The organism is Peristeroidobacter soli, assembly GCF_004138485.1.
Classification (GTDB): Bacteria; Pseudomonadota; Gammaproteobacteria; order Steroidobacterales; family Steroidobacteraceae; genus Steroidobacter; species Steroidobacter soli.
Genome location: NZ_RYEV01000006.1, coordinates 116,850 through 133,508 on the forward strand (window position 1 = coordinate 116,850; position 16,659 = coordinate 133,508).

The following is a 16,659-nucleotide window of genomic DNA, read 5'->3' on the forward strand; positions in this document are numbered from 1 at the left end:
ATGATCAAGGCCATGAGGTGGAGCGCCGACCCGAAACTGATGCGCGACCCCGTGCATCTGGTCGCCTTCGGCTTCGGCAGCGGCCTGAGTCCCTGGGCTCCGGGCACGTTTGGCACCTTGATGGCAATCCCAATCGTGCTTTTTGTGATGCAGTTCGGCTTTGCCGCGCATGTAGCTTTCGCCCTGTTTGCCGCTATCTTCGGTATCTACGTGTGCGGTGAGAGCGCCAGACGGCTCGGCGTGCACGATCATCCTGGTATCGTATGGGACGAGATCACCGGCTTCGCCATCACCATGTTGACGGTGCCTGCGAATCCGACCTCGGTGGTCGCTGGTTTTGCTTTATTCCGGCTGTTCGATATCTGGAAGCCCTGGCCGATCCGGGAGGCTGATCACAGTCTCCACGGCGGACTGGGAATTATGCTTGATGACGTTATTGCGGGCATTTTCGCGGCAGTGATTTTGCTCGGCATTCGATACATCATGTAACGACGAACAGTGAGCCCGAAGTGAGCCCGAGCAGTGAGATGGGCGGTCTGATGGCACAGCGCAACGCCACACGCGAGCAGCGCATTCCCGAGAAGATCGGGAAATATGTCATCGTCAAGGAAGTCGGTCGCGGCAGCACCGGCGTCGTCTACCTTTCTCACGATCCTTACTATCGACGGGACGTCGCGATCAAGGTCTACAACCTCGAGTCGCACGACGAAGACCGCGCGCGCGTGACGCGCAAGATGTTCCTTTCCGAAGCGCACATGGTCGGCATGCTCCAGCATCCGAACATTCTGCCCATCTTCGACGCCGGCGAGGAAAACGGTCACTACTACATCGTCACCGAACACGTGCACGGCGCGCGCACGCTGTCGGCGTACTGCAAACCGGACAATCTGCTGCCCGTCGATGACGTGGTGGAGATCATGTACAAGTGCGCCAAGGCGCTGCACTACGCGCACAGCCGCGGCGTGATCCATCGCGACATCAAGCCGTCGAACATCATGCTCACACAGGCCAACGACGTGCGCATCATCGACTTCGGCATCGCGCTGGTCGCAGACTCGGATATTTCCCGGATCGAGGGCATCGCCGGCAGCCCTTCCTACATGTCGCCGGAACAGGTTCAGTCGTTGGAGATCACCAATCGGTCGGATCTCTACTCACTGGGCGCGGTGCTGTACGAAATGTTGACGGGCTTCCGTCCGTTCCGCGGCGGCAATCTTTCCAAACTGTTGCATCAGATCGTTTACGCCACGGCGCAGCCGATTCATGCGCTCCGTCCGGATATTCCGGAAGTGCTGGAGGCGGCGATCGCCAAGGCGCTGCAGAAGGATCCGGCCAAGCGTTATCGCAACGGCCTGGAGCTGGCGGCCGATCTCACCCGCGTTCATCAGGTGCTGCGCGATGGCACGTCGAAGCTGGATCGTCAGGAACAGTTTTCGATCCTGCGCACGCTCAAGTTCTTCCACGACTTCTCGCAGTCGGAGATTCTCGAAGTGCTGCGCGCGAGCACGTGGCAGGATTACGATCAGGGTGAGGAGATCGTCAAGGAAGGCGAAATGGATGATCGCTTCTACGTCATCGTGTCGGGCAACGTCGCGGTGATGCGTGCTGGCAATGTGGTCGGTCAGCTCGAAGCGGGCGACTGCTTCGGTGAGACCAGCTACGTGCGCGGCGCGAAGCGTCTGGCGACCATCAAGGCGCTGACGGGTGTGACCTTGATGAAGGTCAGCTCGACGTTGCTGGAGCAGAGCTCGGCGGCGTGTCAGCTGCGCTTCAACAAGGTGTTCCTGAGAAGCCTGATCAGCCGACTGCAGAGCGCCAGCTGATAACGCAGCCGTTGTTCATTGCAAAAAAGCCGGGCTTCGCCCGGCTTTTTTGTTGGCAAGTGAGGATGGCTTTTACAGCCCGGCGGCTTCCATCAACGCCGGCACTACACGCTCGAGATGCTGACTCACGATAGGCTCGGCCCGAAACAGCCTGGGCTCCTTCGTAAATATTCCCTCGAGCGTGTGCGCTATCTCTTCCAAGGGATTGTTCTCGTAGCCGCCGCCGGCGAGATGTCCCAGCGCATAGGCCAGGATGAATCGATCGGCGCCCAGGTGGTGCCACTGGATCGTGTGCACGAGCTCATGGAAGTGCAGCGACTCATCCTTCGCCCGTGCCCGGACGACGAAGTACACGTCGCCATAGGTCAGGCCGGCACCGTTGAGCTGCTCGAAATCGGCGAATTGATGCAGACCCATCGCCGTGAGCGGTGGCTTGGGTATCACGTCCACCTCGATCACCGACGCCCGCTTCAGCGTCTCCGCATCGAAGTAGTGCCGCAACCTCGCGAACCCATACGAACTCAGCGGCCTCGCCGTCGGGCGATGCTGTTCCACAGTGGTGTCGATCCACTTGCGGATGGCTGGGAGCCGGCTCTGGAGGGCTGAGATATCCATGCAGGGCTCTTTATGCCCTGTCGGTAAACGGCTTACAAGGCACCAAGGTCCGATGGCGGGCGATCAGCCGACGACCTCGTCCTTGTCCCTCTCAATCAGCGCATACGCCGAGTGATTGTGGATGGACTCGAAGTTTTCCGCCTCGACGACATAGGCGCGAACGCGGTCTTCGTCATTCATGCGGACGGCCACGTCGCGGACGATGTCTTCGACGAACTTCGGGTTCTCGTAGGCGCGTTCGGTGACGTGCTTTTCATCGGCGCGTTTCAAGATGCCGTAGACCTCGCAGGAGGCTTCGGACTCGGCGATGTCGATCAGTTCTTCCAGCCACATGTGGCCATCGACCTTGGCCTTGATGGTGATGTGGGAGCGCTGGTTGTGGGCGCCGTACTTGGAGATGTCTTTGGAGCAGGGGCACAGGCTGGTGGCGGCGACCACGACCTTGAGCCACAGCTCGGAAACGCCATTGTGGAGCTCGCCGATCAAGGAGGCTTGATAGTTCATCAAGCTTTCAACCCTGGAGACTGGCGCCTGCTTCATCACGAAGAACGGAAACGCCATTTCGATGTGACCGGTCTGCGCATTCAGCTTCTCGGTCATCTGCGCCAGGATGTCGCGGAACGATTCGACGGAGATCTCACGCTCGTTGCCATGGAGCAGCTCGACGAAGCGTGACATGTGCGTGCCCTTGAAGTTGTGGGGCAGGGCCACGTACATGTTGAAGTTGGCGATGGTGTGCTGTTCGCCGCTGGAACGGTCCTTCACCCGCACCGGGTGATACACGTCCTTGATGCCGACCTTGTTGATCGGAATACGGCGGGAATCGGCGCGTGCCTGCACGTCCTCGATGGAGGTCGGGGGCGGGGAGGCGACGCTTTTGGGCAATGTCGACATACAGGATTTCCGGACCGGGCCGGAGCGCCGGCCTGAGATTGCCATCGATTTGGTCAGGCGCAGTATAGATCAAGGGGCCGGGAGGCCGTTTGCCCGCCCTGGAAATACTGAAATGCCAAAAATGAAGCGGTTTGCGGTTAGCGGCTGGGGGTTAGTCAAGACAACCGAGCCTCTGAACCAACCCCTAACCGCCAACCGCTAACCGCTTTTCGCCCTGCCACCATCGGGTAATCGCCGACTCCAGCGACGCCAGGTCCAGCCCGGCGGCCGCCAGGCAGTCCTCGCGGGAGCCGTGTTCCATGAAGCGGTCGGGGATGCCCAAGTTCAGGGTGGGTGGAATATGTCCGTGGGCGGCCAGGCACTCGGCAATGGCCGAGCCGGCGCCGCCGGCCACGACGTTCTCTTCGACCGTCACGATGGCGCGGTGATTGGCCGCCACGCGCACGATCAGCTCTTCATCCAGGGGCTTGATGAAACGCAGGTTCACGACGGTCGCGTCGATCTTTTCGGCGATCCGTTCGCACAGCGGGACCATCGCGCCGACGGCGAAGATCGCCAGCCCGCAGCGGCCTTCGCGCCGGATCTGCGCCTTGCCGATCGGCAGGGCACGCATGGTCGATTCAATCGTCGTGCCGGGCCCCTGGCCACGCGGATAACGCACGGCGGCCGGCAGGTTGGACTGCACGGCGGTGTACAGCATCTGACGGCACTCGTTCTCGTCGGCTGGCGCCATCACCAGCAGATTCGGAATACAGCGCATGAACGACAGGTCGTAACTGCCCTGGTGAGTCGCGCCGTCGCCGCCGACCAGGCCGGCGCGATCGATCGCGAATGTCACGGGCAGATTCTGAATCGCGACATCGTGAATCAATTGATCGTACGCACGCTGCAGAAAGGTCGAATAGATCGCGACCACCGGCCGCAACCCTTCGCACGCCATGCCGGCAGCCAGCGTCACCGCATGCTGTTCGGCAATCGCCACGTCGAAGTAACGATCCGCGAAACGTTTGGAATATTCGACCAGGCCGGAGCCTTCGCGCATCGCCGGCGTGATCGCGACCACTTTCGGGTCGGCCGCCGCCATGTCGCACAGCCACTGGCCGAACACTTGAGAGTAGCTCGGGCCGCTGGCCTTCTCTTTGAAGATCACGCCGCTCTTGGGATCGAACGGACCCGGGCCATGCCATTTGATGGGATCGGCCTCGGCCGGCGCATAGCCCTTGCCCTTGCGCGTGATCACATGCAGGAACTGCGGGCCTTTCAGATCGCGCACGTTGCGCAAGGTCGCGACCAGCGCATTCACGTCGTGGCCGTCGATGGGCCCGATGTAGTTGAAACCCATTTCCTCGAAGATCGTCCCGGGCAACACCATGCCTTTCATGTGCTCTTCGGAACGACGCGCCAGTTCCCACACGGTGGGCATCCGGCTCAGCACTTTCTTGCTGCCTTCACGCAGCGTTGCATACAACTTGCCGGACAGCACGCGCGCGAAGTAATTCGAGAACGCGCCGACGTTCTCCGAGATCGACATGTCGTTGTCGTTGAGGATCACCAGCATGTCCACGTCGAGGCTGCCGGCGTGATTCAGCGCTTCGAACGCCATGCCGGCGCTCATCGCGCCATCGCCGATCACGGCCACGACCCGACGATCTTCCTTCTTGGCGGCGGCGCCAATGGCCATGCCGAGCGCGGCGCTGATCGAAGTGCTGGAATGGCCGACGCCGAACGTGTCGTATTCGCTTTCGCTGCGCGTTGGAAACGGCGCGAGCCCATCCTTTTGTTTGATGGTGTGCAGCTGATCGCGACGGCCGGTCAGCACCTTATGCGGATACGCCTGATGGCCCACGTCCCACACCAGCCGGTCGTGCGGAGTATCGAAGACATAATGCAAGGCGACCGTGAGTTCGACCGTGCCGAGGCCGGCGGCGAAGTGGCCGCCCATCTGGCTGACGGTGTCGATCAGGTACTGGCGCAGTTCCGAGGTGACTTGCGGCAACTCGGCGGCCGACAGCTTGCGCAGATCGGCGGGGGAGTTGATCGCAGCCAACAACGGATGAGGCGTGGCGGAATTCATGGCCGGCGAAGTCTACAGGAAACCGGACGGGCGATTGCTGGCGCAGTCGGGGCGGACCAGGGATGAATTCTGGCGCCCAAGATCAGTATTTCCGCAGGACCAGCCAATCCGACATCGCGGCCAGGGGCGCGCTCTGGAAACCGGCCGCATCCAGCTTGGCGAGTGCCGCGAGAGCGCGTGCATGCAGCTCGTGCATGCGCTGTCGCGACGGTTCGATGCCGGCGACGGAAGGATAGGTGGGTTTATCGAGCGCCTTGTCGGCGCCGGTGGCTTTGCCGATGACCGCGACATCGCCTTCGACATCCAGCAAGTCATCCTGAATCTGAAATGCGAGTCCGATGGCGCGAGCATATTCATCCAATACACGCGTGACGCTCTCGGAAGGTTGCGGTGCGCAGGCCGCGGCCATCATCACGCACGCATGAATGAGCGCGCCGGTCTTGCGAACATGCATCTCTTCGACTTCAGCCAACGACAGTTTGCGGCCGATGGCGGCGAGATCGAGCGCCTGGCCGCCCGCCATGCCGCTCGTGCCGCTCGCAATCGCGAGCAACTGAACGAGCTTGAGTCGCACGCTCGGCGCGGCCGGCAGTCCAGGACCGTCGGCGAGCAGTTCGAACGCCAGACACTGCAACGAGTCGCCGACCAGAATCGCGGTCGCTTCATCGAATTTCTTGTGACAGGTCGGCAGCCCGCGGCGCAGGTCGTCGTTATCCATCGCCGGCAAGTCGTCATGGACCAGCGAATACGCATGGATCAACTCGACCGCGCACGCCGCGCCGTCGAGGATCGATTCGGGGATGCCGATGGCCGCGCCAGTTGCATAAACCAGCGCCGGGCGTACGCGTTTACCGCCGCCGAGCACGCTGTAGCGAATCGCTTCGTGCAGGCGTTGCGGTTGAATCTCGGGAGACGGCAGTCGCGCCAGGAGCTCTCGCTCGATGCGGGTCTGCCATTGTTTGAGCTGAGCCGCAAAGTCCGGGGGCCGGCCCGCGGCGGGCGAGGGCAGGACGACGCTGGATTGGACCGCCATGCGGTTAGCGCTCGTCGTCCGTGTCGGCGTCGAACGGGGCCGCGGCGAAATCGCCCTCCGCGCCGCTGCGACGAAGGAGAATCTCTACTTTCTGTTCGGCCTGCTTGAGCGCACTCTGGCACGAGCGGGTCAACTGCACGCCGCGCTCGAAGTGGCGCAGCGAGTCGTCCAGCGACAGATCGCCATGCTCGAGCTTGTCGACGATGGCTTCGAGCTCGGCCAGCGAGCGTTCGAAGTCCGCAGTCGTCTCGGCAGTTTCGGTGGAAGGGGGTTTGCTGGTCACGATGGGCGTGGGCGTCATTGGCGGCGCGGCAAGCTTATAGCTTCTCGGTCGACAGCGACAGTTGCCGCCAACCACCGGTATCGGCGTTGACTCCGCGCGCGGCCAGGACTAGATTCTGGCTCGATTAGACTATGTCTAATGGTGAGTGTTTTTGCCACTTCCTACCCGCCGGCAATTGAGGTGAGCTGCAATGAAGAGTCTGAAAGGGTCGAGCACCGAAAAGAATTTGAAGGACGCCTTCGCGGGCGAATCCCAAGCCAATCGTCGCTACCTTTATTTCGCAGCCAAGGCGGACGTCGAAGGCTTCAACGATGTCGCCGCGGTGTTCCGTTCGACGGCCGAGGGTGAAACCGGCCATGCGCACGGGCATCTGGAATACCTGGAGGCTGTCGGCGATCCGGCGACGGGTCTGCCGATCGGTCCTACCGGAGCGAATCTGAAGGCGGCCATCGCCGGCGAGACGCACGAGTACACCGACATGTACCCGGGCATGGCCAAGCAGGCTCGCGACGAGGGCTTCGAGGAAATCGCCGACTGGTTCGAGACGCTGGCCAAGGCCGAGCGCTCGCACGCCAATCGCTTCCAGAAGGCGCTCGACACGCTGTAATCATCCGCTCGCGCGCAGCGTGCGCGCATGCGGTCCAATGAAAAGCCGGCCGGCAGGGAGATCTCTGCCGGCCGTTGGCTTTCGGGATCGCGCGTTTCATTCGTTTCATTTCTTTCACTCAGTCCCAGCCATTCGCCAGGTAACTGCGTGTCCGAACAAAAAATAGCCCGCGAGGGCAGTCTCGAGGCGCCGACCCGGCATCCGATCGCGTGGCGGGATCCGGACTACGGCAACGAAGCGTCGCTCTTCAAAGAACTGGAGCGCGTTTTCGACATCTGTCACGGCTGCCGCCGCTGCTTCAGCCTGTGCAACTCATTCCCAACGCTGTTCGACGCGGTCGATGCATCCTCGACTGGCGAAGTGGATGGCGTGGACAAGAAAGTCTATTGGGAGGTCGTCGACCATTGTTACCTCTGCGACATGTGCTACATGACCAAGTGTCCGTACGTGCCGCCGCATCCGTGGAACGTCGACTTCCCGCACTTGATGCTGCGAGCCAAGGCATACAAGTTCAACAACGCTCCCGCGGGCGCGAAGCCGGTAACGACGCGGGACAAGATTCTCAGTTCCACCGATCTGGTCGGCAGCATCGCCGGCATTCCGGTCGTCGCCGAAGCGGTGAACGCGATCAACAAGACCGACCTCGGTCGCAAGATGCTGGATAAGACCCTCGGCGTGCATCCGAAAGCGCCGATACCGGAATATCACAGCAACACCTATCGCAAGCGGCACGCGAGCCGGGAACATCCGACCTTCGACCCGAAACCCGCCGGCGATACTCGTGGCAAAGTGGTGCTGTTCGCGACCTGCTACGGCAATCGCAACGAGCCGCAGCTCGGCGAAGATCTCACCGCGATCTTCGAGCACAACGGCATCCCGGTGCGGATCGCGGGCCAGGAGAAGTGCTGTGGCATGCCGAAGCTGGAGCTGGGCGATCTGAAGGCCATCGAACGGCTGAAGAACGAGAACATTCCGGAACTGGCGAAACTGGTGGACCAGGGCTGGGATATCGTCACCCCGGTGCCTTCCTGCACGCTGATGTTCAAGCAGGAACTGCCGCTGATGTTTCCCGACGATCCGCAGGTCCTCAAGGTGCGCGACGCGATGTTCGATCCGTTCGAATATCTGTGGGCGCGCTACAAGGAGAATCTGCTGAACACCGAGTTCCCGCACCGGCTGGGCAAGATCAGTTATCACGTGCCCTGTCACTTGCGCGTGCAGAATCTGGGTTTGAAGACCAGGGATGTGCTGATGCTGGTGCCGCAGACGCAGGTCGATGCGATCGAACGCTGCTCGGGGCACAACGGCACCTATGGGGTGAAAAAGGAATACCGGGAGGTGTCGATGAAGATCGGCAAGCCGGTGATCCGCCGCGTCAACGACGCGGGCGCCGACTACTACTCCAGCGACTGTCCGATGGCCGGCCACCAGATCGAGTCCGGCCTCCCCGGTGCCGACACCGGCACGGCCGCGCCGCCAGTGCATCCCCTCACTCTATTGCGGAGGGCTTATGGGATCTGATTCCGTTCAGCGCGGGCAACTGGCTCGCGCGGATTTGATGAGCTTGGAGCAGTACTCCACGGCGCGGAAGGAATTTCGCACCAGGGTGCTCGACCACAAGCGCAATCGCTTGATTCCGATCGGGCCGAATGTGACTTGGGCGTTCGAGGACCGGCTCACCATTCAATATCAGGTGCAGGAGATGCTGCGAGTGGAGCGCATCTTCGAAGCGGCGGGCATTCAGGATGAGCTCGATGCTTACAACCCGCTGATTCCGGACGGCTCGAACTGGAAAGTGACCTTTCTGATCGAGTTTCCGGATCCGGAGGAGCGCAAGCTGCGCCTGGCCGCGCTGAAAGGCGTCGAAGATCGCTGCTGGGTTCAGGTGGAGGGGCAGGAGCGATCGTTCGCCATTGCCGACGAAGACCTGGAGCGCGAGAACGACGAGAAGACCTCGTCGGTGCACTTCCTGCGCTTCGAGCTCACGCCTGAGATGGCCTCCAAGGTCGAGTCAGGCGCGGCGGTGACGGTTGGCATCGATCATCCGAGCTACCGCTATGAAGTAAAGCTGTCGCAGCCGCAGCGGGATTCGTTGGCCAAAGACCTGGGCTGACGGCGTCGGGGCCTGGCGAGGTTCGGGGGCGGTCCTGAATCCTGGGGGGATGTACAGCCGCACCCCCATGCTATGATCCGCCGCCTCAATTTCCGCCCCTAACGAAATCAGCTCGTTACCCGATGGCACAATCGTATAACGCGTCCGACATTGAAGTTCTCAGCGGTCTCGACCCCGTGCGCCGGCGTCCCGGCATGTACACGGATACGAGTCGCCCCAACCACCTGGCCCACGAAGTCATCGACAACTCCGTCGATGAGGCCATGTCCGGGCACGCCAAGCGTATCGACGTGAAGGTGTACAAGGACGGCTCGCTGGAAGTCGCCGACGACGGTCGCGGCATGCCCGTGGATATCCATCCCAAGGAGAAGGTCAGCGGCGTCGAGCTGATCCTGACCAAGCTCCATGCCGGCGGTAAGTTCGACGACAAGAACTACAAGTTCGCCGGCGGCTTGCACGGTGTCGGCGTGTCGGTCGTGAACGCGCTGTCCAAGAAGCTGGACACCTTCGTCAAGCGTGGCGGTAAGGAGTACCACATCGGTTTCGCCTCGGGTAAGGCGACCTCCAAGCTCAAAGTCATCGGCGAAGTCGGTGGCCGCAATACCGGCACGCGCGTGCGCTTCTGGCCGGACGCGAGCTATTTCGACTCGGCGACGTTCTCGGTGCCGAAGCTGAAGCATGTGCTCAAGGCCAAGGCGGTGTTGTGCCCCGGCCTGCACGTCACGCTGGAAATCGAAGGCGGCGAGAAGGAAGAGTGGCAGTACTCCGGCGGCCTGAAGGAATACCTGACCGAGTCGCTCGGCCAGGGTGAGTGGCTGCCTCAGGAGCTGTTCACCGGCGCCATCGAAGGCGAGAAGGAAGCTGTCGATTGGGCGCTCGCGTGGCGCATCGATGACGGTCCGCGCATCGAGGAAAGCTACGTCAACCTGATTCCCACCGAGCAGGGTGGCACGCACGTCAACGGCTTGCGCGTCGGTCTCACCGACGCCATTCGCGAGTTCTGCGAGTTTCGCAACCTGCTGCCCAAGGGCCTGAAGCTGGCGCCCGAAGATGTCTGGGACGGCGTCACCTACGTGCTGTCGATGAAGATGAAAGAGGCGCAGTTCGCCGGCCAGACCAAGGAGCGTCTGTCGTCGCGCGAAGCCGCCGCTTTCGTGTCCGGCATCGTCAAGGATCAGTTCGGCCATTGGCTGAACCAGCATCCGGAGTCGGGCGAGAAGCTCGCGCAGCTGGCGATCCAGAGCGCGCAGACCCGGTTGAAGGCGTCCAAGGCCGTCACTCGCAAGCGTCTGACCTCCGGCCCGGCGCTGCCAGGCAAGCTGTCGGACTGCTCTTCCGAGCAGCCGGAGCGCGGCGAATTGTTCCTGGTCGAAGGTGATTCCGCCGGTGGCTCGGCCAAGCAGGCGCGCGATCGCGAGTTCCAGGCCGTCATGCCCCTGCGCGGCAAGATCCTGAACACTTGGGAAGTCGACGCCAGCGAAGTGCTTTCTTCTCAGGAAGTGCACCACATCGCCATCGCGCTCGGCGTCGATCCGGGCTCGGACAAGCTCGACGGTCTGCGCTATCACAAGGTTTGTATCCTCGCGGACGCCGACTCCGACGGTCAGCACATCGCCACGCTCTTGTGCGCGCTGTTCCTGCGTCACTTCCGTCCGCTGGTGCTGGCCGGTCACGTGTACGTCGCGATGCCGCCGTTGTATCGCATCGATCTGGGCAAGCAGGTGTTCTACGCGCTCGATGACGCCGAGCGTCAGGGCGTCATCGACCGGCTCGCGGCGGAGCATCCGCGCGGCAAGCCGACGGTCACCCGCTTCAAAGGTCTCGGTGAGATGAGCGCTCTGCAGTTGCGCGAGACGACCATGGCGCCCGAGACGCGCCGGCTGGTGCAGCTGACGGTCGAAGCCAAGGACGAGGCCGATGCGACGATGGACATGCTGCTGGCGAAGAAGCGGGCGAGCGATCGCCGCGAATGGCTCGAGACCAAGGGCAACCTGGCCGACGTCGTTCCCTGAGCTCGCGCGCCTCGCCATCATCTAACCCACATTTTCTGGATCTATGCCTACTCAACCCCCTTTGAACTTCGAAGGCGTCGAGCAGCAACCGCTCCGTACCTTCACCGAGAAGGCGTACCTCGACTATTCGATGTACGTCATCCTCGACCGCGCTCTGCCGCACATCGGCGACGGCTTGAAGCCGGTGCAACGGCGCATCGTTTACGTCATGAGCGAGCAGGGCTCGTGGCAGGCCGCGAAACACAAGAAAGCCGCCCGCGCGATCGGCGACGTCATCGGTAAATATCATCCGCACGGCGACGCGGCGTGCTACGAAGCGATGGTGCTGATGGCGCAGCCGTTCTCGTACCGGTATCCGCTGGTCGACGGTCAAGGCAACTTCGGTCATCCCGACGATCCGAAATCGTTCGCCGCCTATCGTTACACCGAAGCGCGTCTGACGAAGTATTCCGAGCTGCTGCTGTCCGAGCTGGGCCAGGGCACGGTGGAGTGGGTGCCGAACTTCGACGGCACGATGGAAGAGCCGAAGCTGTTGCCGGCGCGCGTGCCGAACATCCTGTTGAACGGCGCGACCGGTATCGCGGTCGGCATGGCGACCGACATCCCGCCGCACAACCTGCGCGAAGTCGTCAGCGCCTGTATCAAGTTGCTCGAAGATCCGGACACGCCGCTGCGCGAGCTGATGAAGGACGTGAAGGGCCCGGACTTCCCGACCTACGGCGAGATCATTTCGCCCAAGGCCGACATCAAACAGATCTACGAGACCGGCAACGGCACGTTCCGTGCGCGCGCCACCTACGAGCTGGAGGACGGCGAGATCGTCGTCACCTCGCTGCCGTATCAGGTGTCGGGCGCGAAGATTCAGGAGCAGGTGGCGGCGCAGATCAATAACAAAAAGCTGCCCATGGTCGAGAACATCAAGGACGAGTCCGACCACGAGAATCCGACCCGCATCGTGATCGTGCCCAAGAACAATCGGGTGGACCTGGTGCAGGTGATGAATCACCTGTTCGCCACCACCGATCTGGAGCGCACCTATCGCGTCAACCTGAACATCATCGGTCTCGACGGCAAGCCGCGAGTGATGGGGCTGAAGGAGCTGCTGGAAGAGTGGCTCAAGTACCGCATCGACACCGTCACGCGCCGGCTGCAGTGGCGCCTCGACAAGGTGAAGGCGCGCATGCACATCTTGGAAGGCTTGCTGGTCGCCTTCCTGAACCTGGACGAAGTGATCCGGATCATTCGGCGCGAGGACGAGCCGAAGCCGGTCTTGATGAAGCGCTTCAAGATCACCGAGATCCAGGCCGACGCGATTCTGGACACGCGTTTGCGTCACCTCGCCAGGCTGGAAGAAATGAAGATCCGCGGCGAGCAGGACGAGCTGGCGGCGGAACAGGACCGTCTCGACAAGCTGCTCGGCAGCAAGGCCAAGCTGAAGAAGCTGGTGCGCGACGAGCTGGAGGCGGATGCGAAGGAATTCGGCGACGACCGTCGCACCAAGATCGTCGAGCGCGCGGCCGCGGTCGCCATCGACGAGACCGAGCTGGTGACGACCGAGCCGACGACGGTGATTCTGTCCGAGCGTGGCTGGGTACGCGCGGCGAAGGGCCACGAAATCGATCCGACGTCGATTTCATACAAGACCGGCGACGCGTTCCTTGCCGCGGCGAAGGGCAAGAACACGCAGCAGGCCGTGTTCCTGGACAGCACGGGCCGCACGTACACATTGATCGCGCATTCGCTGCCGTCGGCGCGTGGTAACGGCGAGCCGCTGTCCGGCCGTCTCGATCCGCCGGAAGGCGCGACGTTCTCCGGCGTGCTCATCGGCGAGGCCGAAGAAAAGTGCGTGCTGGCTTCCGACGCAGGCTACGGCTTCATCGTGAATCTGGGCGAGCTGCACTCACGTAACAAAGCGGGCAAGGCCGTGCTCAAGGTGCCGGAGGGCAGCAAGTCGCTCGCGCCGGCGCTGGTGCCCGCCCATGAAAAGGCCCTGGTCTGCGCGACCAGCAGCGAAGGCAAGATGCTGGTGTTCCCGGTGAAGGATCTGCCCGAGTTGCCGAAGGGCAAGGGCAACAAGATCTTCGGCGTGTCGCCCAAGGGGGATGAGACGATGACCGCGATCGCCGTCATCACTCCGGAGCAGAATCTCGTGGTCCGCTCCGGCGATCGCAAGATGACCCTCAAGTACGCCGACCTCAAGGAATACAAGGGCGAGCGCGCTCAGCGCGGCGCCGTGTTGCCGCGAGGCTGGAGAAAGGTCGACAAGCTGGACGTCGAGCCTGCCTGATGCGAAACGTCCGCGCTCAGCGTTGCTTGAGCGCGGACCGCAAGGTCGCCGAGGGCGATTCGCCGAACAGCTTCTGATAGTTGATCGCGAATCGCCCGCCATGATGCATCCAGTAGCGATGCGCCACTTCGATCACCTGCACGCCCTCGCGCGCTCCCGCCAATAAGTCCTGACGAGCCTGCTCGAATCTTTTCTCCCGCAGCCAGCGCATCGGCGTGCTGCTGCGAAATCGTTTGAATCCATAGTGCAGTGTCCGCGCCGGAACCCCCGCCGCCTTGACGATGTCGTCGAGCCGGATGTCGTCGGTCAGGTGCTGTTGCATGAAACGTTCGGCGCGATGGACGAAGCCCGGCACGATGCTGGACTTGCTGAGGTTGGCTACCTTGTCTGGGAACAGCATGGTTCGGAGCATGGTGATGAAGGTGTTCTCCACGCCGGCGCGCACGTTCTCCGAACTCATCAGCGTTCCGCCGCGATTGAACTCGTTGCAGATGAAGCCGATGTAGTCGAGCAGGCTCTCGCTGGATTCATCGATGCTGGTCGGATCGAGCCCTTGCGCCAGTTTCTCGTTGCAGGTCGCGTCCGAGGTTTCGATGCGGTGGCGGGGAATGCCGACCGCCAGGTGCGCGTCTTTCTCGTAGTGGGTGAATCGATAGCCGACGTGCGGGCTCATCAGCATCATGGTGCCGGCGCTGAGATCCCAGCTGCGCTCTCGGGAATGCATCTGCATCGTCCCGCGCAACGGGATGACCAGCACGAAATGACTGCGGCGAGGCTCGTTGACCAGCACGTCCAGCTCGCCGCCGTACGTGATCTGATTGAACGAGACCTGCGACAGCCGGCCGGCGCTGTGACGAAAGTCCAGCAGCTGCCGCTCGTGATGCAGGCGAATGTGATGGGGAAAGAAGACGCGGCTGACGCTCGCCACCGCGGCTTGCGCGTCGATGGATTCGGTGCGCGACGACTTCCCCTCGGGCGATCCGGCCTGAGGCGCAATGAAGTAATCGTCGGCCGACATGCGGCTGAGAGTCGGAGAGAGTGACTGCATGATCGCGCTACACCACTGCCGTAGTCATGGGGAGAAGTCCCCTTACGGATGAGTAGCGGATTCCTTGCGAAAACTGGCTCACATCGGCTCGAAAGCAACCTTTGCTCCGGGGCGCAGCACCTTCGCCAGCGCGAGAAAATCCCAGCAATCCAGGTTCAAGCGGATCTTGTCATCGACCAGTTCATAGCGCGACAGGCCGGTGAAGCGCGTTGCCCGGCCGGTGCAGTCGGCACCCTCGAAGTCACCGCGCCAGGTGCCGGTGATGATCCATTCCGACGCCGCCTGATTGCCCGAGCCGAAGCGCACTGGAAACTGCAGGTAAAAATTCGGGAGCGTGGCGTAGACGTGACGGGCGAAGTCGCGCAGCCCCGCGTGACCGCGCGACGTCACGTTGAATGCCAGGTCGATGTAGGTGCAGTCGGGCGTGAACAGCGCGCACAGCGCGTCCAGATTCTGTGAGTTCCAGGCACTCGCCAGCGAATCGAACAGAACATCGACGGATTGTTTCATGAAAGTCTCGCGCTCGAAGCTTTGATCAGACGCAGTGGATTGCCGGCGGCCAGGTGTCGCCCGATCGCAATGAGGATCAGCGTCGCCGCGGGCAGAGTGGTCGCGGCGTAATAGAGCGACGTGATCGATGCCGTGCCTTTGATCAGCCCGATCACATAGGTGCCGAGTCCGATGCCGACCATCTGTGCCGTGATCATCATCGAAGCGATCCACGCGACCTGCTGAGGAAATGCGCCGGCGGCATAGGCGACCAGCATCGGGAAATAGGCCGAACAGGCGAATCCCGCGAACGCGAAAGCGCCGATCGTGCCGGCCGCGCTGTCCGCGAGGGGCAACAGAAAAAACGCTGCGGCCATCAGAGGTGGCAGCGCCAGCAGGAACGTGAGCGGCGGCAGACGAATGACGATGAACGAAGCGAGCAGCCGGCCGCCGGTCAACGCGCCCCAGAAACACGTGAGAGCAAGCGAGGCGGTCGCGGCATCCAGCCCGCGCTCCTCCTGGATGAACAGCATGGCCCAGTTGGAGAAGATGCCTTCGGCGACCGAATAGATCACCGCGATGGCTGCGCAGATCCAGAACAGCGAGTGTCGTGCTGGTCGAACTTCAGTGGCGCCGGTTGCTGCCTCGCTCGCTGAGATGTGCGGGAAGTCGGCGAGCAGCGCCGTCAGCAAGACGATGAGCGTTGCCGCCGATAGCAACAGCACGCCGAGCAGCCAATTATCGTGTTGAGCGAAGGTCGACAGGTAGATCGGCGCGAGCATCATCCCGACACCCACGATCGTATGCAGTGCGGTGAGCGCCGTGTTGCTCACTGCTGGAAACAAAGCGACCGGGTACGCGTTGAGCGGCCCGCTGCCCAGACCGATGCCCAAGCCGATGCAGCCGGTCGTGATCATCAGCGCCGAGAGCGCGTGTTCAGGTGACAGCGTAACGCTGGCAGCCAACGCAAACTGCGCCACAAACAAACAGAGCAGCGCGATCGTCAGCAGACGTTTGGCGCCCAATACATTCGTCAGCATGCCGCCCGCCACGCCGCCGACAATGGCGCTCAGCAGTTGCGGAAGATAGATCGCGCCGTATTGCGCATCGCTGAAGCCGTGCAATTGTTTGAGCAGCGCGCTGCTCGCGGGCACGCCCACGAGCGTCATGCCCAATATCAATCCGCCGGCGTACACGCTGAACGCCGCGCCTGTTCCGTTGTAGGAATGATTCATTGCCCGAGAGTACATGGCGCGAGAGCGTCGAGCCGTGGTCGGTCCGGACGTTGCAAACAAAGTTGCGTGAAGTGGATGGCGGCTGAAAAGCCAAACGTGTCGCGACTCACACTGCGTCGGGTGGCTTGCAGAAAGCGTACTGACTT

15 protein-coding genes are annotated in these 16,659 nt (G+C 62.2%); 7 read left to right on the forward strand and 8 right to left on the reverse strand.

Going from position 1 to position 16,659, the window contains the following annotated elements:
* On the forward strand, positions 1-489 hold the full coding sequence (locus tag EKO19_RS27045) for a phosphatidylglycerophosphatase A family protein (protein ID WP_217705624.1): 489 nt from the start codon (positions 1-3) through the stop codon (positions 487-489).
* A gap of 20 nt (positions 490-509) precedes the next feature.
* Positions 510-1,823 (forward strand): serine/threonine-protein kinase, encoded by a 1,314-nt coding sequence (locus EKO19_RS27050; RefSeq protein WP_129780518.1) that lies wholly within the window; start codon positions 510-512, stop codon positions 1,821-1,823.
* Positions 1,824-1,895: 72 nt separating this feature from the next.
* Here the strand turns inward: EKO19_RS27050 and EKO19_RS27055 are convergent, their stop codons facing one another.
* The 5 genes from EKO19_RS27055 to EKO19_RS27075 form a co-directional block, all read right to left on the reverse strand.
* Positions 1,896-2,438, reverse strand: a complete 543-nt coding sequence (locus EKO19_RS27055) for a hypothetical protein (RefSeq protein WP_129780519.1) — start codon at positions 2,436-2,438, stop codon at positions 1,896-1,898.
* Between the two features lie 63 nt (positions 2,439-2,501).
* Entirely contained in the window at positions 2,502-3,332 is an 831-nt protein-coding gene (gene folE2, locus EKO19_RS27060; RefSeq protein ID WP_129780520.1) for a GTP cyclohydrolase FolE2, read from the reverse strand.
* A gap of 184 nt (positions 3,333-3,516) precedes the next feature.
* A complete protein-coding gene (gene dxs, locus EKO19_RS27065) occupies positions 3,517-5,406 on the reverse strand; it encodes a 1-deoxy-D-xylulose-5-phosphate synthase (protein WP_129780521.1) in 1,890 nt (629 codons plus the stop codon).
* 82 nt (positions 5,407-5,488) lie between these two features.
* Positions 5,489-6,439 carry a polyprenyl synthetase family protein gene (locus tag EKO19_RS27070; RefSeq protein ID WP_129780522.1) on the reverse strand — a complete coding sequence of 317 codons (951 nt, stop codon included), beginning with the start codon at positions 6,437-6,439 and terminating at the stop codon, positions 5,489-5,491.
* Between the two features lie 4 nt (positions 6,440-6,443).
* Entirely contained in the window at positions 6,444-6,740 is a 297-nt protein-coding gene (locus EKO19_RS27075) for an exodeoxyribonuclease VII small subunit (protein WP_129780523.1), read from the reverse strand.
* 172 nt (positions 6,741-6,912) lie between these two features.
* Here EKO19_RS27075 and EKO19_RS27080 point away from each other — a divergent pair, with 172 nt between their 5' ends.
* The 5 genes from EKO19_RS27080 (at position 6,913) to parC (ending at position 13,741) form a co-directional block, all read left to right on the forward strand.
* A complete protein-coding gene (locus EKO19_RS27080; RefSeq protein WP_129780524.1) occupies positions 6,913-7,329 on the forward strand; it encodes a rubrerythrin family protein in 417 nt (138 codons plus the stop codon).
* A 147-nt stretch (positions 7,330-7,476) separates the two neighbouring features.
* A complete protein-coding gene (locus EKO19_RS27085; RefSeq protein WP_217705625.1) occupies positions 7,477-8,850 on the forward strand; it encodes a heterodisulfide reductase-related iron-sulfur binding cluster in 1,374 nt (457 codons plus the stop codon).
* On the forward strand, positions 8,840-9,442 hold the full coding sequence (locus EKO19_RS27090) for a DUF3501 family protein (protein ID WP_129780526.1): 603 nt from the start codon (positions 8,840-8,842) through the stop codon (positions 9,440-9,442). The genes EKO19_RS27085 and EKO19_RS27090 overlap by 11 nt, the downstream gene beginning before the upstream one ends.
* Before the next feature lie 122 nt (positions 9,443-9,564).
* On the forward strand, positions 9,565-11,454 hold the full coding sequence (parE, locus tag EKO19_RS27095) for a DNA topoisomerase IV subunit B (protein WP_129780527.1): 1,890 nt from the start codon (positions 9,565-9,567) through the stop codon (positions 11,452-11,454).
* Between the two features lie 43 nt (positions 11,455-11,497).
* Positions 11,498-13,741 (forward strand): DNA topoisomerase IV subunit A, encoded by a 2,244-nt coding sequence (gene parC, locus EKO19_RS27100; protein ID WP_129780528.1) that lies wholly within the window; start codon positions 11,498-11,500, stop codon positions 13,739-13,741.
* 16 nt (positions 13,742-13,757) lie between these two features.
* On the opposite strand, the gene EKO19_RS27105 is transcribed toward parC, so the two are convergent.
* The 3 genes from EKO19_RS27105 to EKO19_RS27115 form a co-directional block, all read right to left on the reverse strand.
* Complete coding sequence (locus EKO19_RS27105; RefSeq protein ID WP_129780529.1) at positions 13,758-14,789, reverse strand: AraC family transcriptional regulator; 1,032 nt, start codon at positions 14,787-14,789, stop codon at positions 13,758-13,760.
* A gap of 78 nt (positions 14,790-14,867) precedes the next feature.
* Complete coding sequence (locus EKO19_RS27110; RefSeq protein WP_129780530.1) at positions 14,868-15,299, reverse strand: ester cyclase; 432 nt, start codon at positions 15,297-15,299, stop codon at positions 14,868-14,870.
* Entirely contained in the window at positions 15,296-16,513 is a 1,218-nt protein-coding gene (locus tag EKO19_RS27115; protein ID WP_157995458.1) for an MFS transporter, read from the reverse strand. Before EKO19_RS27115 ends, EKO19_RS27110 begins: the two co-directional genes overlap by 4 nt.
* Positions 16,514-16,659: the final 146 nt, after the last annotated feature.